The following is a 24,822-nucleotide window of genomic DNA, read 5'->3' as shown; positions in this document are numbered from 1 at the left end:
TTGGCCTGGAAGCCTTCGGTCAACAGCTCCGTAGAAGTCAGATCGACCTTGTCTACGACATAATCCCGGATACTTTCGGTCAGATCTTTTACCAGCCGTTTTCCAATCTCCGGATCATAAGTCATCAGGGATTTGAACACAAAGTCATTCGTACAGCGCAGCTTGTAGTTGGATGGAGCCTGAGGTTTGGAACGTTGCTTTTTCGCTTTTATTAAAGTCATAGGTTTTATCCCTCCCTTATACCTATTGCGCTTTTTTGCGAAAAGCCCCGTTATTTCTTCATTTTTCATCATTTTTTCACAGAATGAAGGTTCTTTTTCACAAGCTGTAAAGGTCGCGGATCCCAAATAGAAATCAAAACAAAACAACGCTAAGATAAGGAAGCTAAAGATAAAAAAAGAAGGCGGATTCAGCCTTCTTGCGTTATATTGAAATTTGAGCTACTCAGCCTCGGGTACAGGTATGGATACCGTGTCAGTTTCTGCTTTTTTCATATTTTCCCGCGCGATGGACAACATCAGTTTAATCCGGTTTTCCTGATTGACCTGTGTTGCGCTTGGGTCATAATCGATCGCGACGATGTTGCAGTCCGGATCCTGTTCGCGGATTTTGCGGATCATGCCTTTGCCGACGATATGATTCGGCAGACAGCCAAACGGCTGGGTACAGATAATATTTTTAAACCCTGCTTTATTCAATTCAACCATCTCGCCGGTCAATAACCAGCCCTCGCCCATCTTCGCCCCCAGACCGATAATCTGCTCAGCGCCCGCTTTCATTTCCGGAAATGAGCCTGGCACTTCAAAATCGGAATAAGTGCGGATCGCGTCGATCGTCATTTTCTCCAGTTTCAGCACCAGCGAATAGACGAAACTCATCAGCTGTTTTTTGACGAAACCACCGCCGTACAGCTTGACGTCTTCGACGCCGTTGTAGACGCAGTACAACATGAAGCCCATCATCCCCGGCAGCTTTACCTCACATTGCTGCTCTGCCAGGAACTTCTCCAGGCTGTTGTTGCCCAGCGGCGAATATTTAATATAGATTTCACCAACGATGCCGACCTTGACTAAGTCCCGTTTTTCCCGCTCAATCGCGGCGTAAGACATGACGATATCGCGCATATTGCGTTTCATATCCCCAATGGATAAGCCCTGACGGCGGTTAAACTGGCGGCTGAGGTCGTCAATCCAGTGCTGGCAAAGCTGATCGGCAGTGCCGGAAGTCACTTCATACGGCCGTACCTGATTGGTCAGATCCATCAACAGATCGCCATAGACCAGCGCGCACAACATCTTCTGCAGCATCGACAGGCTTAATTTAAAACCCGGTTGGGAATCTAATCCCGATAAATTCAGGGAAATAACCGGGACAAAGCCGAGATCTGCTTTTTTCAAGGCTTTGCGTAGCAGATAAATATAATTGCTCGCGCGGCAGCCGCCGCCGGTCTGGGTGATGATCAGCGCCGTCTTGTGAACGTCGTATTTTCCGCTTTTCAGTGCGTCGATCATCTGACCGATGACCAGCAGCGCCGGATAACACGTATCGTTATGGACATATTTCAGACCCTGCTCGACGACTGAAGGACCGGTGTTTTCCAACAGCTCGACGTTGTACCGGCTGTGGACCAGCACGTTGCGCAGCAGCTGGAAGTGGATCGGCGCCATCATCGGAATCAGGATCGTATAGTCCTTCTGCATTTCTTTCGTGAATAAAACTTTATTGTCAGTCATGATGTTCTTCCTCCTGCTTCAGCGCGGCGAACAGGGACCGCAGACGGATTTTGACCGCGCCCAGGTTGGTGATTTCGTCAATTTTGATCTGCGTGTAAATCTTGCCGTGTTCCTCAAGAATCTCCCGCACTTCGTCAGTTGTGATCGCGTCGACGCCGCAGCCGAAGGAAACCAGCTGCACCAGATTCATCTTTTCCTGCGTCGCGACATAGCGGGCCGCGGCGTACAGCCGGGAGTGATATGTCCATTGGTTCCAGACGCCCAGCTCCTTCTTGCCGACTTCCTCGTTGATGACATCCTCGCTGATGACCGCTGCGCCGTAGCTGGTGATCAGTTTGTCGATATCATGGGAAACCAGAGGATCGGCATGATACGGCCGGCCTGCCAGCACGATGATTTCACGATCATCCAGCTGCGCCTGCGTGATGATTTCCTGCCCTTTTTGCCGGATTGTTTCCAGATGCTGATCATAAGCCTCATACGCCTTCTTGCTGGCCTTGATCACCTCGCGCAGACCGACGCGGAAGTGCTGGTTCAGGATTTTATGAACCTTGACCGGGAAATTCTTCTGACGGTGAATGCCGACATAATCGTAGATGAAATCACATTGCGTCACCTGCTGCATATTGGCGGCGATGACTTCCGGATAGTAAGCGACGACCGGACAGTTATAATTGTTGTCGGCATTTTTTTCACGCATGTTGTAGGTCATGCACGGATAGAAAATCGCCGGGATCTGTTGGTCGAGCAGCGATTGGATCGCGGCGTGAACCAGTTTGGCCGGGAAGCAGATCGTGTCGGAAGGAATTGAGTTCTGCGCTTTCTGGTATTTTTCCAGCGAAGCGAAGCCGGAGGTGACGACCTCGAAGCCCAGCTCTGTGAAGAAGGTGTGCCAGAATGGAAGCAGCTCCATCATATTTAAGGCTAACGGCAGGCCGATTTTCCCCCGCGGCCCGGGAACCGGCTTGTACTGGCTTAACAACTCGCGCTTGACGGCGTAGATGTTTAAGTCCTGAGCCGTGCTTTTTTTCGTAACCGGGCGTTCGCAGCGGTTGCCGCCGATATATTTGCGGCCGTCGGAAAACTGGTTGACGGTCAGCCGGCAATGGTTGTTGCACAAACCGCACTGGACATAGCGGATTTCGTTGTGGAAGTGTTCCAGCTGATCAAGATTCAGCAGCGACGATGCATCCGGGCAATGGCGCAGGGCATGCAGCGCGCAGCCGTAAGCGCCCATCAGACCGGCGATGTTCGGCCGGATAACTTCGGTGTCGAGTTCCTGCTCGAAGGCCCGCAGCACCGCGTCGTTGTAGAAGGTGCCGCCCTGGGTGATGATATGTTTGCCCAGAGACCGCGCGTCGGCGGTCCGGATGACTTTATACAAGGCGTTTTTAACAACGCTGATCGACAGACCCGCGGAGATTTCGTCGATCGTCGCCCCGTCCTTCTGCGCCTGCTTGACTGAGGAATTCATGAAGACCGTGCAGCGGCTGCCCAGATCGACAGGATGTTTGGCGAACAGGCCGAGCCGCGAGAAATCCTCGATTTCATAGCCCAGCGCATTGGCGAACGTCTGCAGGAAGCTGCCGCAGCCGCTGGAACAGGCTTCGTTCAGGAAGATGTTGTCGATCGTGCCGTTATGAATTTTAAAGCATTTGATATCCTGACCGCCGATGTCGATGATGAAGTCGACGTCCGGCATATATTTGCGGCTGGCGGTGAAATGCGCCATTGTTTCCACGATGCCGGCGTCGACGCCGAAGGCGCTGCGGATCAGATCTTCGCCATAGCCGGTGACGCAGCTGGACACGATTTCCATCCGCGGGTTGGCGCGCATCAATTCGATCAGCGCTTCCCGGACCAACTGCAGCGCGTTGCCCTGGTTGGGCTGATACATCGAATACAGGATTTCTTCCTGTTCGTTGATCAGCACCATTTTGACCGTCGTGCTGCCGGCGTCGATGCCCAAAGCGCAGCGGCCGGTAATTTCTTTCGGTTCATGAACCCGGACCTGATTGCGCTGATGCCGCTCGCTGAACCGGCGGTATTCGTCCTCGTCCGCAAACAACGGCGGCAGGGAACGGACAAAGCTGGATGCGTCCATTGTCTGCAGCTGTTCGATGGCGTCGGCGAAATTCACCGGTTCTTCCGCTAATAACGCGGTGCCGATCGCGACGTAATACAGACTGTTTTCCGGACAGACGCCGGTGAGCTTCAATGTTTTATCAAACGCCGCGCGCAGCTCGCTGTTGAAGGTCAGCGGTCCGCCCAAATAGACGACATGACCTTCGATTTTACGCCCCTGCGCCAGTCCCTGGATCGTCTGATTGACGACCGCCTGATAAATACTGGCGGCCAGGTCCTCTTTATCCGCGCCCTGGTTGATCAGCGGCTGGATATCCGACTTGGCGAACACGCCGCAGCGGGAGGCGATCGTGTAGATCTTCTCCGCCTGTTTAGCGGCTTCGTTCATTTCTTCCGCGCTTAAGTTTAAAAGCGTGGCCATCTGATCGATAAACGCGCCTGTACCGCCGGCGCAGGTGCCGTTCATCCGGACTTCCAGACCGCCGCTGAGAAACAGAATCTTCGCGTCTTCGCCGCCCAGCTCGATGATGCAGTCGACTTCCTCGAGTCTTTTCGTCGCGGCAATCCGGGTCGCGTACACTTCCTGCACAAACGGCAGGCTGCATTTTTCCTGCAGGCCCATCGCGGCGGAGCCGGACACGGCTAACGCCATGGCCGTCTGATTGTATTTGGCAGATACACGCTGCAGCACCTCGATCAGCTTTTCCGTGATCTGGCAGCTGTGCCGCTGATAATCCTGATCAATGCATCGTCCCGCGTCATCCAGGACGACATATTTGATCGTCGTCGAACCAATATCTATTCCTAATCGCATGCTTTGTCCCCCTGATTCTGTTTTATCATGACGGCGTTTAACAACCGCAGTCCCTCCATTATCTTATCCATATTTTCGGGATCGGTGTATTTCAGCCGCTGCCGGATCATTTCATTGACGTTTTCCTGTACCTGATGGATCAGGTCGTGGCTTTTGGCGGTGTTGATCAAAATCACGCTGCGCTGATCCTGCGGATCCCGTTTTCGCTTTAAGAAGCCGCTTTTCTCCAGCCGCTGCGCAATCAGGCAGAGATTGCTGGTGGTCATGCCCAGACGATGCGCCAGAAGACTGACGGTAACCGGGCCATTTCGTTCAATTTCCGAAAGAACTATCGCCTGCGGACGTGTTAAACCGTAGGGTGAATAGAACTGATTTAATACGTGATTCATGTGATTGTTCACACTCCGTACAAGATTCATAAGCTCATTTTCATCGGCTTCATAGTGCATACAGTCATCCCCAATCCTTGATTTTAAATAATTAATGCATTAAATATTAACCATTTAAATAAAAAAGTCAATTCGATTGCCTGAAATTCGTCTTCTTTTCATCTTCTTTTCACTTTCAAAAACCTATTTGCCGGGGAATTTGATATAATAAAAATAGTTAGGAAGGATAAGTATGAAAAAACGGCTGGATACTTCGCTGCTGGTCTGGATGAACCGTCCGTCCTTATGGACGATCGGACGCAGCCGGATCATTTTCAGTACAGAACCGGCGACGGATTTCTGGATCAACCAGGCCCGTCAGCTGAATAAATTCAACGGGCATGCGCTCTTGCTTCCGATCCGTCAGGATTTCACATTGACGGTAACGATTCGTGCGCAGCTGCATGAAGTTTATGATCAGCTGGGGATTTTTGTCATGAGCGATCCTTCCTGCTGGTGCAAGGCGGGAATTGAATATCGCGACGAACAAGCGTCGTCGGTCTGTTCAACGGTGACGTACGGCGGTTTCTCTGACTGGGCCGGCATGCCGATCTCCAGCGGCATTCATACGCTGACGCTGCGGCTGCATCGGTGGCAGAATGAATTCCGCGTCGAATTTTCGTTTAACGGTCAGAAATTCAAATGGCTGCGGGAGTTTGCGCTGCCGTTCACCGAGGGTGTCGCACAGGTTGGGTTTTATGCCTGCAGTCCCAAGGATTCGACGTTTGACGCTGAGTTTTTTGATATGATGATTGAAAGCCTGCAATGGGAAGAAAAGAGGAATAAATTATGACCCCAGAAGAGCGTTTAATTCGCTATGCGAAAATCAACACGGTTTCGGATCCGGAAAGTCCGACCGTCCCCAGCTCGGCCTGTCAGCTGGATCTGTTAAAGGTATTGAAAGAAGAAATGGAACAGCTGGGCATCCAGGAGGTTCGGGAGGATCAGGGCTATTTGTACGGCAGAATCCCGTCGAATCTGGACTATGAGGTGCCGACCGTCGGCTTTATCGCGCACATGGATACCGCGCCGGATTTCTGCGGCGAAGGCGTCAATCCGCGGATGATTGCTCATTACGACGGCAAGGATATCGCACTGAACGACAAGATTACGCTGAAGGTCAGCGATTTCCCGAATATGGCGCGATATACGGGTCAGGATCTGATCGTTACCGACGGCAATACGCTGCTGGGGGCAGATGATAAAGCGGGCATCGCAGATATTCTGACGATGGCGGAAACGCTGCTGACGCATCCGGAAATCAAGCATGGCGAGATCCGGATCGGCTTTACGCCGGATGAGGAAATCGGCCGCGGTGCGGATTTGTTCGACGTTGCGAATTTCCACGCGGATTTCGCGTATACGGTTGACGGCGGCGAGATGGAAGCGATCAGTGATGAAACGTTCAACGCAGCCAGCGCGAAGGTCACGGTTCAAGGCTTCTCGATCCATCCGGGCAGCGCGAAGCACAAGATGATCAATTCCCTGAACGTCGCGATGGAATTCCACGCGATGCTGCCGGTGTTCAACCGTCCGGAATATACCGAGGGGACCGAAGGTTTTAATCATCTGAACAATATGGAGGGCAATGTTGAACAGACGGTGATGGAATATATCATCCGCAATCATGACAGCGAGCAGTTCCAGGCGCAGATGGCCACGATGAAGGCGGCGGAGACGTATATGAATCAGAAATACGGACAGCCGCTGGTGCAGGTGGAGATTAAGGAATCGTATCGAAATATGAAGGAAATCCTGAAGGATCAGGAATGGATTGTAGATCTGGCGAAACAGGCGATCACAGAAGCGGGTTTGCAGCCATGGGTGGAAAAAGTTCGCGGCGGCACCGATGGAGCGCGGCTGACGTTCATGGGTCTGCCATGTCCGAACTTGGGGACCGGCGGGGCGAACTGCCATGGCCGTTACGAAGTATGCAGCGTGCAGGAGATGCACAAGGTGGTAGAGATTCTGCTGAACATCGTAAAAGCGACGACGAATTTAAAGAAATAGAAAATGAAAAGGCTGAATCGTAAGGGTTCAGCTTTTTACACGATCAACTAAAGATGAGGGAACATCGATGGAAACAGAACGATTAGAAAGAATTCTTCGGCAGTGGCTGCCGGGAGAAGAACCAATAATAATAGAAGAAATTCATAGTGGTATTTCCAGTCATGCCCGCAAGATCATGTGCGGTGAAACTCAGGGAATTTTCAGGGAAATCGCGTCGGAAGCTCAAGCCAAGACGGAAGCGGAATTCACCGCTGTTTTGGCGCCGCAGGGAATTGCACCTGGTCTTAAGCTCACAATAACAAAAGCTGCTTATGTTCAGGACCAAGGGAAATTCTTTAACTTTCAGGAATATATGCAGCCTTCGCCAGATAAACCACGGGGCGTGGAACTGGCCGCGCATGTAGGAAAGACCGTGGCACGGATGCAGAAAGTTTTGTTCCACAAGCGGATGACTCTGCCAGTTGTTCCTGACCGGTTTGCTTTAAGACAGCTGAAGCAAAAAGCCCAAAGCCGGATCGCAGGATTTCCGACGGCGGTCACAGCTGAGCATCAGGCTGCAATTCATAGTTTGCTTCAGGACAGCTTGATAATCAATCTGCGTGAAGATCAGCCGATACACGGAGATTTGGGATTGTGGAATATGCTTTGGACAACCTCGGGTCTGCGAATTATTGATTTTGGCGAAGCCCGGCTGGGCGATGGTTATTTTGATTTAGCCGCCAGTCTTTCCTCTTGTATTCAAAGCGAACCCGACCACGCGCTGTATCCTTTAATGATCGAAGCCTTTTTGAACAGTTATGGCGACACATATCAAGCGATTGATCAATCCAAACTATGGGCCGCGATCCGTTTCTGGTTACTACGGGGTGTGTTAGCCGTCATCAGCTTTCAAACTCCGGAAAGCTGGGATGCTCTGATCACAAAGTATCTGGATTTCATCAATGAATTAAACACGATTTTCAAGCCGTGAGTTCGTTTTCTCTTCCCTGTCTGATTCGCCATCGGCAGACCTATCATCTGGTTGACGGGAAGTTGGATTTTAGGTCTGCCTGTTCTGACAACGATAAAAATAAAACAGGAAGTCAATCTGACCGCTGAGGCAGACGTGGACTTCCTGTTTTTTTGAGCTTTATCTTCTTTTACAATTTCTTTTCAAACAGGATGAAGTCAGTATCGTACATCCGGCAGCTGCCTTTCTCTTGAAAATCAGCGCCGCGATACAAGGCCAGGGCCGGTGCGTTTTCTTTGGCCGCTAACAACTGAATTCCATCAGCCCCCGTTTGCGTACTTCTTCCATTAAACCTTGCAGCAGGAGCTTACCATATCCCCGCCCCTGAAACTGCGGATCTGTTGCTAAACGGCTTAATTCCAGAGGATGAAGCAAAGCCGTGCGGTATTCTAAATCTTCCAGTTCATCCGCCGGTGTGATCGCACCCGCCGCGACGATCTCGCCCTGTTCGTTTTTCAAAGTCATTAATCCCTGGCGAAGATAATCCTGTTCCACAAAATCTCGGGTCGGGTATTCGTCATCCCAACTGCCGCGGCTTGTTAGAACACAACGTCGATACAGCTGGTAAATAAGATCGATTTCTTCTTCGAAAGCGGCTTGAAAAGTAAGCATCATGCGTTGTCCTTCTTTCAATAATGAATGGAATGTTTTTTTACAAAATAGGGGGTTCTTACAATGTGTCTTGTTTATCAACTGCTGAATAGGAAGTGAATAGCCAATGAAGAGAATCGGGTACCTGAATCGCTACGGTTCTAAAACTCCGCAGACCGTTTTTCTTTGTCCGCCCGCGGTGTCAATCCAACACAGTTTTCCGTTTTGAATGTCCGGTCTGGCATAAACGAAAGCGTACAGCTGGCTCAGTTGCCAGGCCCGCTGCCAATCCTGATTACTGGCCGCGGTTTCGATCGCGTCGGTAAGCGCGTCGCCGAAGCCGCCGCCGCTGGCGAAGTCATCCTCCCATTCCTCGATAATCGGCTGGTTGAAGTGGAGTGCGGGAACTTCAAATTGAAAGTGAACAACGACAATTCCAATTAAGATCAAGCTTAAAAAAATATTCAGAATCCGTATTTTCTTATTCATGATCAACGTCCTCCTGCAGCTGGCCGTGAGTGAAAACCAGGGCTTGATCTGGAATCACACGCGATTTAAGCTGAGATTCTAATTGAGGATCGACCAGCCAGAGAAGGCGGATTTGATCATTTTCATGGAGTTTTATGGATTGCCCGGGAAATATCACCTGAAGCGGATGATCATTGATTTCCGCAAGCAGACAGCTCCGTTCGCTTAACGCCTGGAAAAACGTTTGTTCCTCATAGGAATACGGCTGAAAGATGATCTCAGTTTGTTCGTTGTCAGAGTTTTGAATTTGAATATCCCAGAAATCCTGCGGCTTGATGGCGGCAGGGGCAAACATCAGCTGGCGGATGCTGCGCATCTCCGGCAGAAAAAATAAGCAGCCTAAAATCGCTGCGATCAGAATTACCGAACATTTCCAGCTGTCCGCAAAACATTTCCACTTTGTCATGATGACGCCTTCTTTCTTTTTCTAAGTCTATTGATGGCCCCTTAACTTAAGGCTATTATAAAGGAAATCCAAGCCGACAACAATCGGCCCGGGACAATCGTCATGAAATTGTCAGTTTCAAAGTGACGAACTCGTCATGTGTCAGGCGGTTAGATCGGTTATAATAAAACCAGGTGATAAACATGAATAAAATTTGCTGCGTAGAGGATGACAGCGCGATCTTAACGGCGCTGCAATATACGCTGAGTCAGGAAGGCTACGAGGTCATGACCGCGATGACCAAGACGCAGGGGCTGGAGTTGATCCAACAGGAGAGCTTTGATCTGGTGCTGCTGGACGTGACGCTGCCGGATGGCAGCGGCTATGAGATCTGCAAGCGGATGCGCGAGGACTCCCGGCTGAAAGAAATTCCAGTGATTTTTCTGACGGCCTGCGACGATGAGGTCAATATTGTCATGGGGCTGGATCTGGGGGCGGACGATTACATCACGAAGCCATTTCGCGTGCGTGAGCTGATTTCCCGGATGAATTCCGTATTGCGCAGGGCCGGAAAAAAACAGGCCGAAACGACGATCAACTATCAGGATTTAAGCATCAATACGATCGCTGCGCGGGTGTTTAAGAATAATCAGGAAGTCTTTCTGACAGGCATGGAATACCGGCTTTTATTAATTTTGGCGACGCACCGCAATCAGGTCATGACGCGCGACCAGTTGTTTGAAGCGATCTGGGATCTGGGCGGGGAATACGTCAATGACAATACGCTGACGGTTTATATTAAACGGCTGCGGGAAAAGCTGGAGGATGATCCGGCGCATCCGCAGCTGATCCGGACGATCCGGGGGTTAGGCTACAAACTGGGGGAATGACAGATGCGAAATCGTGAAATCAAAATTTTTATCCTGGGCTGCATCGGATTATGCCTGCCCTTTTTTCTGATCGCCGCAGCGGCGTCCCGGGAGATGCTGATTGTCTGTGTCAGCCTGGCCGCTGTTTTGATCAGTGCGTTCTGTCTGTTTACGGCGTGGCGCTACCGCCGGCTACGGCAGCTGAACGATCAGATGCGCAGGGTCCGGGAAGGCCTTTATCAAATGAATCCGCAGGATTATGAGGAAGGGGAACTGAGTATTCTGCACAGCGAGATCTATAAGGTGACGGTTCAGCTGCGGGAAAGTGCGGAACAGCTGCAGGCGCAGCAGCAGTTTCTTTCCGATTCGCTCAGCGATATTTCTCATCAGCTGAAAACACCGCTGACCTCAATGATGATGATGGTCGATCTGATGCAGCAGCCGGACATGGATACGGTTCGGCAGCAGGAATTTCTGCGCTTGATCGCCGCTCAGCTGACGCGGATGCGCTGGCTGATTCAGTCACTGCTCAAAATGGCGAAGCTGCAGGCGGGAGCGGTGCAGTTTTTGCCCAATTCCATAACGATCCGCGCCCTGATTAACAAGGCGCTGTCCCAAGCGGAAGCGGAGATGCTGCGGAATAATGTGGAATGGGTGCTGGAATGTCCGGAATCGTTTGTTTTGACGGTCGATGAAAACTGGACGGCGGAAGCGCTGGGGAATATTCTGCGCAACTGCGCCGAACATGCGCCCAACGGACAGATCCGGATTCTCTGTACGCGCACAGCTCTGGTCGATCAGATTGTGATCGAGGACAACGGGGAGGGGATCGATCCGCAGGATCTGCCGCACTTATTTGAACGGTTTTACCGTGGTAAAAATGCGAAGCCGGACAGCGTCGGTATCGGCTTGGCGATGTCCCAGCAGATTTTAGCCGCACAGGCCGGGACGCTCAGCGTGGAAAGTACGCCGGGCCGGGGATCGCGGTTTTTAATCCGGTTTGTCCGCCAGGTGATTTAACATGACGAATTTGTCATCCGCGGTTTCATCGGCGTGTCATCCGTTTCGTTTATATTGATTGTGTCAGGAGGAATACTCATGGAAATATTAAGCGTGCAAAACTGCAGCCGGTTTTACGGCCGCGGAGCGCTGCAGATCGCGGCGCTGGATCATGTCAGTTTTACGGTGAATAAAGGCGAATTCGTTGCGATTGTTGGACCTTCCGGATCAGGAAAATCAACGCTGATGCATATTCTGGGCGGCGTCGATCAGCCCAGCGAAGGTCAGGTCGTCGTCGACGGAACGGTGATCACGGACTTAAAGGAAGATAAGCTGGCGGTGTTCCGCCGCCGTCAAGTCGGTCTGATCTATCAGTTTTACAATTTGATTCCGGTGCTGACGGTCGAGGAGAATATTACGCTGCCGCTGCGTCTGGACGGGCGTAAAGTCGACCGGGACACGGTCGATCAGCTGTTAGAGCAGCTGGGATTAACCAAACAGCGGAATTTTCTGCCCAGCCAGCTTTCCGGCGGGCAGCAGCAGCGGGTGTCGATCGGAAGAGCGCTGATTCATCATCCGGCGATCCTGCTTGCGGATGAGCCGACCGGCAATCTGGACAGCCGCAACACTCAGGAGATCATGACGCTGCTGAGAATATCGAACAAGCAGCGCAATCAGACCTGCATCGTCATCACCCATGATGAAAATATCGCGCTGCAGGCCGACCGCATCATCGCGATTGAAGACGGACGGATCAGTTCCGATCAGGTGATCCGGCAATGAATATCCTGCATCAATATACCTTTCAATCGCTGAAGGTTAACCGCCGGCGCACATTGTTTACGGGGATGGGGATCGTCATTTCTGTCGCGATGATCACGGCTGTCAGCGTGTTCGCTTCCTCGTTTCTTGATTATATGGAACGCAAGGCAATCTATGAAACGGGCGACTGGGAGCTGGCTTACAGCGATCTGAATGAAACTGAAATTCAGTATTTAAATACGGATAAACAGGTGGATCACACCTTTACGGTTGATGATCTGGGCTATGCCGTCTTACCGGAAAGTCAGAACGAATACAAGCCGTATTGGTTTATCCGGGCCTGCGACGAGGAAGGTTTCCAGCGGCTTGGCCTGCATTTAGTCTCCGGACGGCTGCCGGAAAATGAAAACGAGCTGTTGGTTTCCGAGCATGTTGCCTACAATGGCGGCGTTGAAATTGAACTGGGTCAGACGATTACGCTGCAGACAGGCCAGCGGGTGCTGCAGGAAAGTCCGGATCAGCCGTTAAATCAAAACAATCCTTACGATCCGGAACAGCCGGAAACGATCGCTGATCCGCAGCCGCGAAATTACACTGTGGTTGGAATCATGGAACGTTCGGATCTGGAACCGCGCTGGTCGCCGGGTTATACCGCGATCACGTCCCGTTCCGAAACGAATCCCGGTGTGGATCCGGTTGTATATGTTAAATTAAAATATTCCGGTCAGCGGCCGCAGGAAGATTTTCCGCAGCTTCAGATCAAGCTGTATCCGGCTGCAGGGGTGAATAACAACGTCCTGCGGTTTCGCGGTCCATTCTGGGAAAACAGTTATTTCGCCATGGTCGCCTCAGCGGCGACGCTGACATTGTTCATTATCATCACTGGATCGGTATTTCTGATTTATAACGCATTCGCGATTTCACTGACTGAACGCAGCCGGCAGTTCGGGATTCTGGCCAGTGTCGGCGCGACTTCTCGTCAGAAATTCTGGTGTGTGGTTCAGGAAGGGCTGATGATCGCGCTGGCGGCCATACCGTTAGGCGTGCTGGCGGGGATCTGCGGAATGGCGGTAACGCTGCGCGTGATTAATCCAATGCTTCAATCGTTGGAATTCCTTTCCGCCGATGTTCCGTTTCATACGGTGGTTTCCTTTCCCGCGGTTGCCTTGACGGTAATTTGTTCCGTAGTGATGATCGTCCTTGCCTGTTGGCTGCCGGCCTTAAAAGCCGCGCGGATGACGCCGATCCAGGCGATTCGTCAGCCGCAGAAAGTGAAGCTGAAACGCCGCCATCGCTTCTTCTCCTTCGTCGCGGGAAAATTGTGGGGTGTCGAGGGCGAATTGGCTGTCAAAAATATCCAGCGCAGCGGCCGCAAAGCCGGACTGACCATTTTATCGCTGGCGGTCAGCTTGATTCTGTTTACGACGGTGACCTCGATTATGACAATGATGATTCAGGCCGTGGGCATGACCAGTCAGGATGAACTCGCTGACGCCTGGGTCACGGATTATTCTTCGCATTCCTTTCTCGAAGAAAAGCCCAGCTTCACCCAGCTTCGCCAGCTGACTTCAGTTGCCGGCACCCAGCGGATTACCCAGGTGTATGCCGCCGTGCATACGCAGAATCTTGACTTCGACGACTACTGGTCAGGGATTGGGGAAGAATATCCGGCGCTGTTGTTTGCGGTGGATGATGAATCATACGCACAAATTCTGGCTGAAAATCAAATTTCAGAAGCGATGATGGCAGATCCTGCCGACGACGTGATCCCGGGAATCCTCTTTAACCGTTATCGAGCGCAGATCACGGAGAACGGGAAAAAACGGTATGCGGACGTTCCGTTCTTGCAAAGCATGCCGGAAACCTTGAAGATCTCGATCGGCGACGCGGGAGAAACGCTGACGATAAAACCGATGGCGCTCGCCGCGGACATGGATCTGTATTCCAGCGAAATCGTATACGGCGGCAACCTTGCGGTGCTGATTCCGGTTTCAAATCTGAATACGCTTCTGACAGAAGCGAAAGGTTCACGGTCTTACAGCGATAAGCTGTACCTGCGGGCAGTTCCGGGACAGCAGGAAACGATGATCCAGCAGATCGATGAAATTGGCAAGCAGAATCTTACGCACAGCTTCAGCTGGTACAGTCCGGTTCAGAATCAGCGGGAAGATAAAACGCTGCTGACGATTGTTTCCATCTTTATCTACGGATTTATCACCTTGATCTGCATGATCTGCCTGGTCAACGTTATCAATACGATCTCGACCAACATCGGGCTGCGGCGCAAGGAGTTTGCGATGCTGCGGTCAGTGGGCATGGATGAAAAGAAATTCAATCGTATGATCCGGCTTGAAAGTCTGTTTTACGGACTGGGCGCGGCAGCCATCGGCATTCCTGTCAGTCTGTATCTGATCACTTTGCTTCACTACAACTTGATGCAGGGAAGTTTCTGGTTTTCATTCACAATGCCATGGCCGATGATGCTCGGCGGGGTCGCCGTGCTGATGCTGATGGTCATGACGATGATGAGCTATGCGACGCGGAAAGTAAGAAAAGAAAATATCATTGAAACGCTGAAGGAAGAAGAATAACGAGAATAAAAAACGGAGTCCGCACGGATTCCGTTTTTTCAGGTTAAAACTGGAATTCAATCATCGGGAATTCCAATTACGATAACCCGGCTGTTTTTCCGGCGATTTCAGACCGCGGAAATTCTGTATCTAGGCGGAGTGCTGCGAAGGAAAGGGAAAGGCAGATCTTTCTGTTTCTGAACCTGCCGAAGGAGTTGGATCATCTGCGGATTCTCCTGGACTTCGATCAAGGCTTCAAGATCGTCGTTCAGCTGATCCTCTGGAAGCCGTTCAGGGGTGACGATCAGATCAGATTTCAGACACACAAGCTTGTCGGGCATAAAATCGTCATAAACATACCCATACCGATGGGTGCGGGTCGCGCAGAGGAACACATATTGCTGGCCGCCCCATTCCTCTAAAATCTGACCGCAGGCAAACGGCGCTGGTTTGCGGACATAGGCGTTCTGTTTGTGTTTGGGCGGTGAAGTCCGCGACCGTGCTTTTCTGTTTTCTAAACGGATTCGGGAAAGAAGCTCCCAATCCGCCAGTCCGGCGATATCGTTCGCAGTGAGCTTAAATAACGGGAGCGTCTGCGTCTGGCGGGCATTGAAATAGAAGACTCTGTTGTTAATCCTGCCGCCGACAGCGCTCTCTGCGTTGGGGTTGCAGCGGGGAACAATCGTGCAGCTCTGTTCGCTGCAGTCCAGGATCAATCCACGCGAATGCAGAAGATCCCCAGGCGCTGGAATGAGCGGAACAGGAAACCGGAAAGCCGGCCGGTTTTGATTTTGACGATGCTGCAGAATCAACCGTTTATTCGCCTGATTTTGAACGACGGCGGGAACTGAACAGATCGGCTCGATCAGATTCGCAACCGGAATGCGGAAGATCCGCCGCAGATCGACATGGGTATCGCGGATTTGCGTCACGGCATTGGAAATAACGAACTGGGAAGCGGCGGGACACTTTTTAATCGGCTTGGATGAACAGTAAAACCCTGTCACATGATCTGTTTTCACCGCTGCGATCCAATACGGCCGGATCTGGTGACCTTCCGGAATCTGATCCAGCTCTTTTTGAGGCAGCGGCATTAAGCACCAAACCAGATCTCCGCTGTGAACCGGAAACGGAAAGACCGGCAGGGACGGCAAGGGGGCTGCCGAAGGGGAAACAACAGGCGCGGACGGTTTTTTCCAGTGAGCTAAAAGCCTGCGGAACAGCGCCTGGAAAATGATCTTAAACTTTTTCATATTAAAGAATTTCTGCGATGACGACGTTTTTAACAATAAACAGCACTTTCATTTTGACCCGGTTCTCGAAGGAATCATAAATCCGTCCGGCGGAATGGCAGCCTTTTGCGACCGTATGCACGCTGTTGGCAATGTAACCACAGGGAACGTCGCTTTCTGTGACGACTTTGATCGCTTCACTGTCATAGCTGTTTTCCGGTTCTTTGACGCCGGTCAGGATCTGACCGACCTTAAAGATGTCGGTTCCGAAGAATTGGTGCGTTGCGACGATCGTGATGTAATTCATGAATCTCACTCCTTTTTTATTTACAGCGTCATTATAGCTTTTTAACTGTACAAAAAACCTGCCAGCTCTATAATGAAGACAGAGGTGATAAAGCGATGGAAAAGAAAACGAGCGTGCTGGCGGTTCTGGAGATTCTGCGGCAGGAAAGCGACCGCGATCATCCGCTGACAGCGGCGCAGATTCAACAGAAAATGGAGCAGCAGTATCAATGCCCGATTGAACGGCGGACCCTGTACGCCAATATTCAGATGTTGAAGGAATTTGGTTATGAAATCAGCACCTACCAGGAAAACGGACACGGATATTATCTGGATAACCGGGATTTTGAAGAATCAGAAATCATGCTTCTGTGCAATGCCGTCCATGCGTCAAATTTTATTCCCCGCAAGCATTCCAACGATCTGATCAAAAAGCTCCTGGCGACTCAGAGCCGCTACACCGCTCAAAAATATCGCAATATGGTTTATATTGATAATCTGCGCAAGAAAGACAATCAGGATTTCTTCTTCAGTCTGCAAATCCTGTTGGAAGCAGTGGAAGAAAAATGCGCAGTGGAATTCGATTATGTGCAATATAATGAAAAACTGCAGCTGGTTCCCCGCCGCACCGCTCCCTACGTCGTTCAACCGGTTTATCTCGTCTATGAGAATGAGAAAACATATCTGATTGCCCGCCATGAAAAATATCGGGATTTCAGTCATTACCGTGTGGATAAGATCCGCAATATCCAAAAACGCGAGGCGCTGAAGGAACCGCTGGGGCCGCTGTGCGATCCTTACGAATATGCCAAGACAAAAGTTTACATGTACGGCGGGGAAGTGCTTGATTTTATTCTGTTATGCCACCGGCGGATTCTGGATGACATCGTCGATCATTTCGGCAGGGAAATTCAAATTGTCACGCAGGATCCGGAGCATTTTATTACGCGGGTGAAGGGCAGCCGCGAAGGCGTGATTTACCTGGCGATGCAGTATGCGAAGTGGATGGAAATTCTGGAACCGGCCTCCGTCAGGGAAGAAATGAAGGCAATTTTCAGCGCTGCGCTGAGCCGTTACGAGAAAAAATAAAAAAGTTTCTAAAACTTGTATACAAGTTGAGGAGAATGCGGTATGATAGGGACAGAAAGAAAAAGGAGGACGCGATTATGGATATTCGTTATTCTGTTAACCAGCGGGATTTCAAGCGTTACACCACAGATGAGATTCGGGATGAATTCCTGATTACTGATCTGTTCAAAGCCGATGAAGTTACCGCGGTTTATTCGCACGTCGACCGCATGGTCACTTTAGGCTGCATGCCGGTCAACGAAATGGTTTCAATTGACAAGGGCATCGACTGCTGGAAAAATTTCGGCACGCATTATTTCCTGGAACGCCGGGAAATCGGGATCTTCAACATTGGCGAACCGGGCGTGATCACTGCAGACGGCGCCGAATACAAAATGGGGCATGAAGATTGCCTGTATATCACGATGGGGACAAAAGAAGTCACCTTTGCGAGCGATGATGCCGCACATCCGGCAAAATTCTATATGGTCAGCGCGCCGGCGCATAAGCCGTGCAAAACGACTTTTATCTCAATTCAGGATGCGAACAAGCGTCCGATGGGTGATTTAAAAACATCCAACGCAAGAACGATCAATCAGTTCATTCATCCGGACGTGCTGGAAACCTGCCAGCTGTCGATGGGCTTAACGCGGTTGGAAGAAGGCAGCGTCTGGAACACAATGCCGGCGCATACGCACGAGCGCCGCATGGAAGTTTATTTCTACTTTGACATCCCGGAAGACAACGTCGTCTTCCATATGATGGGCGAAGGCAAAGAAACCCGTCATATCGTCATGCAGAACGAAGAGGCCGTGATCTCTCCGTCCTGGAGCATTCACAGCGGCTGCGGCACAAGCAACTATACGTTCATCTGGGCGATGGGCGGCGAAAACAAAGCGTTCGACGATATGGACAATATCCCGACGGCAGAACTGCGTTAAACGCATTCAACTCATACGATAACGAATAAAAAAGGAGAAATAAAAATGGAAAATTTCATGAACAGCTTCTCTCTGCAGGGCAAAGTCGCTCTGATCACCGGTGCTTCTTACGGTATCGGCTTCAATATTGCCCGCGGCTTCGCAGCGGCAGGCGCGACGATCGTCTTCAACGATATCAACCAGGAACTGGTCGATAAGGGGCTGGCGGCTTATAAGGAAGAAGGCATTCCGGCGCACGGATATGTCTGCGACGTTACGGATGAAGCGGCCGTCAACGAACTGGTAAAGAAGATCGAAGCTGAAGTCGGCGTGATCGATATCCTGGTCAACAACGCGGGAATCATCAAGCGGATCCCGATGCTGGAAATGGCGGCTGCGGATTTCCGCAAAGTCATCGACATTGACCTGAACGGTCCGTTCATCGTTTCCAAGGCTGTCATCCCGGGCATGATCAAGAAGGGTCATGGCAAGATTATTAACATCTGTTCGATGATGAGCGAACTGGGACGCGAAACAGTTTCCGCTTACGCGGCAGCTAAGGGCGGCTTAAAAATGCTGACGAAGAACATCGCTTCTGAATACGGCGAATACAATATCCAGTGCAACGGTATCGGCCCGGGTTATATCGAAACGCCGCAGACCGCTCCGCTGCGTGTTGAAGGTCATCCGTTCAACAGCTTCATCATTTCCAAAACACCGGCCGCTCGCTGGGGCAAACCGGAAGATCTGATGGGACCGGCGGTATTCCTGGCTTCCGATGCTTCCGACTTTGTCAACGGTCACATTCTGTACGTTGACGGCGGTATCCTGGCTTACATCGGCAAACAGCCGCAGTAAGGTTTCTCAATCGATCATCAGAACGCTTTCCTGAAAAGGGGAGCGTTTTTTGTTTTTCATCCCATACCGGAAGAAAATCACCTGCCCCGGTATCTTTAGTATTTCCACCGGAATTCGTTAAAAATTTGTAATGATTCATCACGGAACGATCACAGAAAAAACATTGTTATCCCATAATTTTTTCCTATAATACAGTCATCAGGAAAGGAGGCATCCAAGGAGTACAGCTTAAAATTCAAAATATTTTCCTCTTCTCAAAATATAGAAATAAAATAGTTTTCCCTCTTCTCTTAAATTAATAATCATGATCCCGATGAAAACCCTCCCCTGTTTTCACGGGAGAAAAGGCTGCGCTTTCCCCGGCGCAGTTTTTTTCTGCGTGAAAAACAGAAAGAGCGTTTGTTGGCAAGGGGGTAAAAAGAAATAAAGTATATTAGACGTTTGTCTAATATTGGGTTGACAAGCATTTTAGACAAATGTAGAATATTGGTGGAAGGAAGGGATAAAAACATGAAGCTATCACGAAAACTCCTGGAAGCCGAATTCGAGATCATGAAGGTTGTCTGGGAAAAGGAATCGCAGGTCGATCTGAAGTTATTTGACATAAAAATGAAACGGAAGACAGACGGATGAACGGGGCGGAGCTGATATTCCGGCATTGTCTGCCGCATTCGCTGTTAACGCTGATCGTGCTCTTTATCCTTCGCCGTACGCATCATCAATCTTCTCGAACCGCTTATGGAATCTGCATCATCCTGCTGCTGGGGTTATTGATTCCTGTTAAAATTCAGCTGCCTGTTTCTTCGAAGATCGTCGAACCCGTCAGATCGCTGCCGCTGAGTGAAGTCTGGATTGAATCCCAGACGCCGGTTGCTTCCGCGATGTCAACAGCGTCAGGATCAAATCCATCAGAACCAGGAATGAACGGAACTCAGATCGTCACTCTTTTATGGCTGGGCGGCTGCGCGGTAGCCCTGGGAATCAATCTGATCCGCAACCGGGAAAGTCTGAAATATATTCGTCGATGGTCAAGGCTGGCAGGGTCTGCCGAACTTGAATCATTACGCCAGCTTCAGTCACAGATGAAGCTGAAGCGGCACATTCGGCTGATGATGTGCCGTGGGATCGCAACGCCGTGCGCGCTGGGGTTGCTTCATCCCACTTTGATTTTACCGGAACAAGACTGGGTAAAGGAAGAGCTGACGTTGGTCCTTACCCATGAGTTGATTCATATCCGGCGATATGACAGCTGGATAAGATTGTTAAGCGTGATCGCCCGGGTTGTTTACTGGTTTAATCCGATTGTTTATCTGTTGGAAATTCAGATGAATCAATATTGCGAACAAGCCTGCGATGAAGCTGTAATCCAAAACTGCACGCTGGAACAGCGGCAGCGCTATGGCAGCCTGCTGCTGAGGCAGGCGCGTTCCTCACACTCGCTGCCGATTCTGTCCACGGGCTTTATGTTAAAGCCGAAACAGCTTCAGGAGCGGCTGGCACGGGTCATAAATCAGAAGCAATTTAAAATGAATTGGGAAAAGGTGCTGATTGTGGCCGCTTTGGTTATAATGGCAGGATGCGTGATGAAGGAAAAGGAGATCCGGAATTTCCTGGCAACGCCGCTGGCTAGCCATGAACCTGTAAACGGCAAAGTTTATGCTTCTTCTTTGGACTTCTCCGCTTTGCGGGAACAGGCGTTGAGTAAGGAACGTGTTCTAGTTGATACCTATCGGGAAGAACATAAAAATGATTCGATTCAACAGTATAATGAAGGAATGAATCAATTGATGGAATCGATTAAATCGAAAGGTTTTGCGCTGCAAGGAATGAATAGTTATCCGCGGCCTATGACGCTTATGGAGCTACCCTATGAAATTACACTCGACGTTCCGTATCTTTCGTTGAAGGAATCTAATTATCTGATAAATGTTGTTTATACGCAGGATGGCGATAATCAATGCGTCAGCTTGAAGGATGAAGAACAGTGCTATGAAACAGTAAAGAACCAGATCACAAATGAGCTGAATCAACTAACAGAGGATCAAATATCGCAGATCCTTGGAAGACAAAAAAACACAGACTTTCATGTTATTTTAGAAGAGGAACTCAATCAAACCGCACAAAAATATGGTTTAACTATTTCTCAATTCGCATTGCTTTCTATAGAGAAAGCCATTGACGACTTACCGGAAGAAGTGGTCCAGCTTGATGTAACATGGGAAGAATTACAGAAGCTGGGAATTGATGAAATCCGCAAACTTGCGGATATGCGGACAGGTAGAGAATATATTGTCGTGACTTCTGATAACGTAAGAGTTTATAATTTGAGTATTGTAAACTTACCAATCAGTTCGATTTGTGAGAATAAGGAAGAAGGCATCTTGGCGCAGGCTTATATCGCATTTGGGGATGAGGCTTCAATTCGTCAGTTAATATCGATCCTTGATCTGCAAACTCGCGTCGATCAAGCGCTCAATGAACGGCTGAATAATCTTCAGGACAGCGATCATGAAACATTGAGGTACAATTTACTTGATGCGATATTGAATGAACTGGAATTGACGAAAGCGCCGATTATCGTTGAAGTAGCTAAAGCGTATTAAATATAGAACCTATAAACAATAGAGTAAGGTAACTAAATCTGTTTTTCATTTTTAGATATTTAATAAAAGAAAGAAGGAATATCATGAAGTTATCACGAAAACTTCCGGAAGCTGAATTCGAGATCATGAAGGTTGTCTGGGAAAAGGAACCACCGCTGACCAGTACAATGTTAATGGAGGAACTCAAACAAACCAAGGACTGGAAGGTTCCTACCTTATCGTCGCTGTTATCCCGCCTGGTTGACCGTGGTTATCTGCGGACGGAGAAAAACGGTAAGGAAAGAACGTACTATCCTTTGATTACAGAAGATGAATATCTTCAATTTGAAAGTCAGGATTTCCGTCAGCGCTACGCTCAGCGCAGCTGGATCAGTCTGATGAACGCGTTTTATGATGGTGAAGCAGTAAGCGATGAAGAATTAGATCAACTACAGGCCTGGCTGGATATGAAACGGAAGACAGACGGATGAACGGGGCAGAGCTGATATTCCGGCATTGTCTGCCGCATTCGCTGTTAACGCTGATCGTGCTCTTTATCCTTCGCCGCATGCATCGTCAATCCTCCCGAACTGCTTATGGAATCTGCATCATCCTGCTGCTGGGGTTATTGATTCCTGTTAAAATTCAGCTGCCTGTTTCTTCGAAGATCGTCGAACCCGTCAGATCGCTGCCGCTGAGTGAAGTCTGGATTGAATCCCAGACGCCGGTTGCTTCCGCGATGTCAACAGCGTCAGGATCAAATCCATCAGAACCAGGAATGAACGGAACTCAGATCGTCACTCTTTTATGGCTGGGTGGCTGCGCGGTAGCTCTGGGAATAAATCTGATCCGCAACCGGGAAAGTCTGAAATATATACGCCGCTGGTCAAGGCCGGCAGGGTCTGCTGAACTTAAATTATTATGTCAGCTCCAGTCGCAGATGAAGCTGAAGCGGCACATCCGGCTGATGACGTGCCGTGGGATCGCAACGCCGTGCGCACTGGGATTGATTCATCCGACTTTGATTTTACCGGAACAGGATTGGGAAGGGGAGGAATTAACACTGGTTCTTACCCATGAGCTGATTCATATCCGGCGATATGATAGCTGGGTACGATTGTTAAGTGTGATCGCCCGGGTTGTTTACTGGTTTAATCCGATCGTTTATCTGTTGGAAATTCAGATGAATCAATATTGCGAACAAGCCTGCGATGAAGCCGTGATCCAAAACTGCACGATGGAACAGCGGCATCGCTATGGCAGTCTTCTGCTAAGGCAAGCGCGCGCTTCACACTCGCTGCCGATCCTGTCTACAGGTTTTATGTTAAAGCCGAAACAGCTTCAGGAGCGGCTGGTACGGGTCATAAATCAGAAGCAATTTAAAATGAACTGGGAAAAGGTGCTGATTGTGGCCGCTCTGGTTATGATGGCAGGATGCGTAATGAAGGAAAAGGAAATCCGGAATTTTCTGGCAACGCCGCTGGCGAACGCAAAGCCTGAGAATCATGCGATTTATTTGAATGCTGATGAATTGATAGTTCAGGCAGGAATAAAACAAGCTGATTTTGAAAAAGCGTTTATTGAAGAAAATAAATATTTAACGTTGAATCAATTCAAGGCTAAATTCAACGCTGAAATTGAAAGGATCAAATCAACGGGTTTTGCACTAAACTGTTCGTTAGGCTATCCGAATCTGATCCAGAATAGTACATTGCCGCAATCAGCTTCCGCGGTTGCGATTATCAATGATTCGAAAATTGATAAAGAACGATGGATAGAAATCGGCTATCGTTTAGAGGGCGATAACGATAAAATTACTTATGATCAATTTGACAAGATTCACAAGGGATTTCGACAAATCGTGAATGATTATTTTGAAGGACTTTCTGATGCGCAGATTCAGGCGTTCCTGTATGAGAATGATCGCGAGAATACGTTGCATTATTTTGAGCAGCAGTTTTCGCAATTAGCTCAGGATACACCCTTTACTGTCCAGCAGATAGACATCGAGAAAATTAATGTTTACAATAATCCACCTCAGATAGAGGTTAAACTTACGCAGACTTTAGAAGAACTTAAAAAAATGAACTATGAAGAAATTATGGAACTAGCTAAGATTGAAAATGGGTATAACTATAAATTAATTACAGCTGAGGGGATTGAAATTTATAATTTCGGAGTTACCTTTTACTTGCCATTTAGCTCTGTTTTATACAATGAAGAAGCAAGGATAGCGGTACAGGCTTATATTCATTTTTATGACAAGAATGATGAAATTGAACGATTGAGTCAGATTCCTGATTTAATGGAGCGGGTCGATAAGGTGATTGAAGACCGGCTTAATCATCTGCAAGAGGAGGATCATAATTTGCTGCGAAGTAATCTTCACGAACTTATTCTTGAAGAAACCGGAGCGGACTACAGCTCGGTTTGGGTCGAAGTCATGAAATACTAATCTAAAAACGATTTCTCACGAGTGATTAGATCAAGATTATCCGAAGGCTTTTCAAATCTTTGTGACCCTGTTCGGCATCTTTAGAATTTCCACCGGAATTCGTTAAAAATTTGTAATGATTCATCACGAAACGATCACGGGAAAACCATTGTTATCCCATAATTTTTTCCTATAATACAGTCATCAGGAAAGGAGGCATCCAAGGAGTACAGCTTAAAATTCAAAATATTTTCCTCTTCTCAAAATATAGAAATAAAATAGTTTTCCCTCTTCTCTTAAATTAATAATCATGATCCCGATGAAAACCCTCCCCTGTTTTCACGGGAGAAAAGGCTGCGCTTTCCCCGGCGCAGTTTTTTTCTGCGCACTCGTCGTTTCTTACAAAAAGGTTGGAATTTTGTTCGTTTTCCTTAAAGATTGCTCACGCGTCTTTCACAAAAAATGCACGGTGCGATCAAAACGATTTTCTATAATAACACTATCCAGAAAGGAGGCATCCAAGCAGAAACACAACATAACGTTCATTCAACTTTCCACAAGCTTAAAATTATAATTGTAAATTTCCCTCTTCTAAAAATTTGTGTCTTGGAAATAACTTCTGATCCCCCCCTCAGAAGTTGTTTACTGTCCAAAACTGGC

At 49.1% G+C, this 24,822-nt stretch carries 22 protein-coding genes; 13 read left to right on the top strand and 9 right to left on the bottom strand.

What is annotated here, in order from left to right:
• From DWY25_RS06900 to DWY25_RS06885, 4 genes are all read right to left on the bottom strand, one after another.
• Nucleotides 1-221, bottom strand: a 221-nt coding sequence (locus tag DWY25_RS06900) for a hypothetical protein (RefSeq protein ID WP_147336670.1), incomplete at its 3' end; no start/stop codon positions are given.
• 219 nt (nucleotides 222-440) lie between these two features.
• Complete coding sequence (locus DWY25_RS18015) at nucleotides 441-1,733, bottom strand: 2-hydroxyacyl-CoA dehydratase (RefSeq protein ID WP_117894620.1); 1,293 nt, start codon at nucleotides 1,731-1,733, stop codon at nucleotides 441-443.
• On the bottom strand, nucleotides 1,726-4,632 hold the full coding sequence (locus DWY25_RS06890; RefSeq protein ID WP_117894619.1) for an acyl-CoA dehydratase activase: 2,907 nt from the start codon (nucleotides 4,630-4,632) through the stop codon (nucleotides 1,726-1,728). The genes DWY25_RS18015 and DWY25_RS06890 overlap by 8 nt, the downstream gene beginning before the upstream one ends.
• On the bottom strand, nucleotides 4,623-5,021 hold the full coding sequence (locus DWY25_RS06885) for a MarR family winged helix-turn-helix transcriptional regulator (protein WP_181981730.1): 399 nt from the start codon (nucleotides 5,019-5,021) through the stop codon (nucleotides 4,623-4,625). Before DWY25_RS06885 ends, DWY25_RS06890 begins: the two co-directional genes overlap by 10 nt.
• A gap of 232 nt (nucleotides 5,022-5,253) precedes the next feature.
• Between DWY25_RS06885 and DWY25_RS06880 the strand changes: the two genes are divergently transcribed.
• The 3 genes from DWY25_RS06880 to DWY25_RS06870 all read left to right on the top strand — a co-directional run bounded on the left by DWY25_RS06880 (nucleotide 5,254) and on the right by DWY25_RS06870 (nucleotide 8,040).
• Nucleotides 5,254-5,853, top strand: a complete 600-nt coding sequence (locus DWY25_RS06880; RefSeq protein WP_117894617.1) for a DUF1349 domain-containing protein — start codon at nucleotides 5,254-5,256, stop codon at nucleotides 5,851-5,853.
• Entirely contained in the window at nucleotides 5,850-7,070 is a 1,221-nt protein-coding gene (gene pepT, locus DWY25_RS06875) for a peptidase T (protein ID WP_117894616.1), read from the top strand. The genes DWY25_RS06880 and pepT overlap by 4 nt, the downstream gene beginning before the upstream one ends.
• Nucleotides 7,071-7,137: 67 nt before the next feature.
• On the top strand, nucleotides 7,138-8,040 hold the full coding sequence (locus DWY25_RS06870; protein WP_117894615.1) for a phosphotransferase: 903 nt from the start codon (nucleotides 7,138-7,140) through the stop codon (nucleotides 8,038-8,040).
• Between the two features lie 282 nt (nucleotides 8,041-8,322).
• On the opposite strand, the gene DWY25_RS06865 is transcribed toward DWY25_RS06870, so the two are convergent.
• From DWY25_RS06865 to DWY25_RS06855, 3 genes are all read right to left on the bottom strand, one after another.
• Nucleotides 8,323-8,694 carry a GNAT family N-acetyltransferase gene (locus DWY25_RS06865; RefSeq protein WP_117894614.1) on the bottom strand — a complete coding sequence of 124 codons (372 nt, stop codon included), beginning with the start codon at nucleotides 8,692-8,694 and terminating at the stop codon, nucleotides 8,323-8,325.
• A 129-nt stretch (nucleotides 8,695-8,823) separates the two neighbouring features.
• Nucleotides 8,824-9,159: a hypothetical protein gene (locus DWY25_RS06860; protein WP_117894613.1), complete on the bottom strand. Its 336-nt coding sequence runs from the start codon at nucleotides 9,157-9,159 to the stop codon at nucleotides 8,824-8,826.
• Nucleotides 9,152-9,604, bottom strand: coding sequence for a hypothetical protein (locus DWY25_RS06855; RefSeq protein WP_117894612.1), 453 nt, complete (start codon nucleotides 9,602-9,604; stop codon nucleotides 9,152-9,154). The genes DWY25_RS06860 and DWY25_RS06855 overlap by 8 nt, the downstream gene beginning before the upstream one ends.
• Nucleotides 9,605-9,786: 182 nt before the next feature.
• Between DWY25_RS06855 and DWY25_RS06850 the strand changes: the two genes are divergently transcribed.
• From DWY25_RS06850 to DWY25_RS06835, 4 genes are all read left to right on the top strand, one after another.
• The gene (locus tag DWY25_RS06850; RefSeq protein ID WP_006061296.1) at nucleotides 9,787-10,473 is read left to right on the top strand and encodes a response regulator transcription factor; all 687 of its coding nucleotides are present in this window, start codon (nucleotides 9,787-9,789) and stop codon (nucleotides 10,471-10,473) included.
• A 3-nt stretch (nucleotides 10,474-10,476) separates the two neighbouring features.
• A complete protein-coding gene (locus DWY25_RS06845) occupies nucleotides 10,477-11,472 on the top strand; it encodes a sensor histidine kinase (RefSeq protein ID WP_117894611.1) in 996 nt (331 codons plus the stop codon).
• Between the two features lie 78 nt (nucleotides 11,473-11,550).
• Nucleotides 11,551-12,234, top strand: coding sequence for an ABC transporter ATP-binding protein (locus DWY25_RS06840; protein ID WP_006061294.1), 684 nt, complete (start codon nucleotides 11,551-11,553; stop codon nucleotides 12,232-12,234).
• Nucleotides 12,231-14,804: an ABC transporter permease gene (locus tag DWY25_RS06835; RefSeq protein WP_117894610.1), complete on the top strand. Its 2,574-nt coding sequence runs from the start codon at nucleotides 12,231-12,233 to the stop codon at nucleotides 14,802-14,804. Before DWY25_RS06840 ends, DWY25_RS06835 begins: the two co-directional genes overlap by 4 nt.
• 107 nt (nucleotides 14,805-14,911) lie before the next feature.
• Here the strand turns inward: DWY25_RS06835 and DWY25_RS06830 are convergent, their stop codons facing one another.
• A complete protein-coding gene (locus DWY25_RS06830) occupies nucleotides 14,912-16,036 on the bottom strand; it encodes a hypothetical protein (protein WP_117894609.1) in 1,125 nt (374 codons plus the stop codon).
• A 1-nt stretch (nucleotide 16,037) separates the two neighbouring features.
• On the bottom strand, nucleotides 16,038-16,322 hold the full coding sequence (locus DWY25_RS06825) for an HIRAN domain-containing protein (RefSeq protein WP_117894608.1): 285 nt from the start codon (nucleotides 16,320-16,322) through the stop codon (nucleotides 16,038-16,040).
• Between the two features lie 95 nt (nucleotides 16,323-16,417).
• Here DWY25_RS06825 and DWY25_RS06820 point away from each other — a divergent pair, with 95 nt between their 5' ends.
• The 6 genes from DWY25_RS06820 (at nucleotide 16,418) to DWY25_RS06790 (ending at nucleotide 24,183) form a co-directional block, all read left to right on the top strand.
• Entirely contained in the window at nucleotides 16,418-17,389 is a 972-nt protein-coding gene (locus DWY25_RS06820; protein ID WP_117894607.1) for a helix-turn-helix transcriptional regulator, read from the top strand.
• A 77-nt stretch (nucleotides 17,390-17,466) separates the two neighbouring features.
• The gene (kduI, locus tag DWY25_RS06815; RefSeq protein WP_117894606.1) at nucleotides 17,467-18,309 is read left to right on the top strand and encodes a 5-dehydro-4-deoxy-D-glucuronate isomerase; all 843 of its coding nucleotides are present in this window, start codon (nucleotides 17,467-17,469) and stop codon (nucleotides 18,307-18,309) included.
• 45 nt (nucleotides 18,310-18,354) lie between these two features.
• Nucleotides 18,355-19,146, top strand: a complete 792-nt coding sequence (locus DWY25_RS06810; protein WP_006061286.1) for a gluconate 5-dehydrogenase — start codon at nucleotides 18,355-18,357, stop codon at nucleotides 19,144-19,146.
• Nucleotides 19,147-19,775: 629 nt separating this feature from the next.
• A complete protein-coding gene (locus DWY25_RS06800) occupies nucleotides 19,776-21,749 on the top strand; it encodes a M56 family metallopeptidase (protein WP_117894605.1) in 1,974 nt (657 codons plus the stop codon).
• Nucleotides 21,750-21,832: 83 nt separating this feature from the next.
• Nucleotides 21,833-22,219, top strand: a complete 387-nt coding sequence (locus tag DWY25_RS06795; RefSeq protein ID WP_117894604.1) for a BlaI/MecI/CopY family transcriptional regulator — start codon at nucleotides 21,833-21,835, stop codon at nucleotides 22,217-22,219.
• The gene (locus DWY25_RS06790) at nucleotides 22,216-24,183 is read left to right on the top strand and encodes a M56 family metallopeptidase (protein WP_117894603.1); all 1,968 of its coding nucleotides are present in this window, start codon (nucleotides 22,216-22,218) and stop codon (nucleotides 24,181-24,183) included. Before DWY25_RS06795 ends, DWY25_RS06790 begins: the two co-directional genes overlap by 4 nt.
• Nucleotides 24,184-24,822 lie beyond the last annotated feature (639 nt).

The sequence above is a fragment of the Holdemania filiformis genome (assembly GCF_003459085.1).
GTDB lineage: Bacteria > Bacillota_I > Bacilli_A > Erysipelotrichales > Erysipelotrichaceae > Holdemania > Holdemania filiformis.
The sequence above is the reverse complement of the archived record's forward strand: the minus strand, read 5'-3'. Positions and strand labels throughout refer to the sequence as shown.

Coding starts and splice junctions, on each gene's coding strand:
- kduI (WP_117894606.1), top strand. CDS start 17,467: ATGGATATTCGTTATTCTGTTAACCAGCGGGATTTCAAGCGTTACACC.
- DWY25_RS06835 (WP_117894610.1), top strand. CDS start 12,231: ATGAATATCCTGCATCAATATACCTTTCAATCGCTGAAGGTTAACCGC.
- DWY25_RS06820 (WP_117894607.1), top strand. CDS start 16,418: ATGGAAAAGAAAACGAGCGTGCTGGCGGTTCTGGAGATTCTGCGGCAG.
- DWY25_RS06870 (WP_117894615.1), top strand. CDS start 7,138: ATGGAAACAGAACGATTAGAAAGAATTCTTCGGCAGTGGCTGCCGGGA.
- DWY25_RS06855 (WP_117894612.1), bottom strand. CDS start 9,604: ATGACAAAGTGGAAATGTTTTGCGGACAGCTGGAAATGTTCGGTAATT.
- DWY25_RS06845 (WP_117894611.1), top strand. CDS start 10,477: ATGCGAAATCGTGAAATCAAAATTTTTATCCTGGGCTGCATCGGATTA.
- DWY25_RS06860 (WP_117894613.1), bottom strand. CDS start 9,159: ATGAATAAGAAAATACGGATTCTGAATATTTTTTTAAGCTTGATCTTA.
- DWY25_RS06800 (WP_117894605.1), top strand. CDS start 19,776: ATGAACGGGGCGGAGCTGATATTCCGGCATTGTCTGCCGCATTCGCTG.
- DWY25_RS06880 (WP_117894617.1), top strand. CDS start 5,254: ATGAAAAAACGGCTGGATACTTCGCTGCTGGTCTGGATGAACCGTCCG.
- DWY25_RS06810 (WP_006061286.1), top strand. CDS start 18,355: ATGGAAAATTTCATGAACAGCTTCTCTCTGCAGGGCAAAGTCGCTCTG.
- DWY25_RS18015 (WP_117894620.1), bottom strand. CDS start 1,733: ATGACTGACAATAAAGTTTTATTCACGAAAGAAATGCAGAAGGACTAT.
- DWY25_RS06840 (WP_006061294.1), top strand. CDS start 11,551: ATGGAAATATTAAGCGTGCAAAACTGCAGCCGGTTTTACGGCCGCGGA.
- DWY25_RS06865 (WP_117894614.1), bottom strand. CDS start 8,694: ATGATGCTTACTTTTCAAGCCGCTTTCGAAGAAGAAATCGATCTTATT.
- DWY25_RS06890 (WP_117894619.1), bottom strand. CDS start 4,632: ATGCGATTAGGAATAGATATTGGTTCGACGACGATCAAATATGTCGTC.
- DWY25_RS06885 (WP_181981730.1), bottom strand. CDS start 5,021: ATGAATCACGTATTAAATCAGTTCTATTCACCCTACGGTTTAACACGT.
- DWY25_RS06790 (WP_117894603.1), top strand. CDS start 22,216: ATGAACGGGGCAGAGCTGATATTCCGGCATTGTCTGCCGCATTCGCTG.
- pepT (WP_117894616.1), top strand. CDS start 5,850: ATGACCCCAGAAGAGCGTTTAATTCGCTATGCGAAAATCAACACGGTT.
- DWY25_RS06830 (WP_117894609.1), bottom strand. CDS start 16,036: ATGAAAAAGTTTAAGATCATTTTCCAGGCGCTGTTCCGCAGGCTTTTA.
- DWY25_RS06850 (WP_006061296.1), top strand. CDS start 9,787: ATGAATAAAATTTGCTGCGTAGAGGATGACAGCGCGATCTTAACGGCG.
- DWY25_RS06795 (WP_117894604.1), top strand. CDS start 21,833: ATGAAGTTATCACGAAAACTTCCGGAAGCTGAATTCGAGATCATGAAG.
- DWY25_RS06825 (WP_117894608.1), bottom strand. CDS start 16,322: ATGAATTACATCACGATCGTCGCAACGCACCAATTCTTCGGAACCGAC.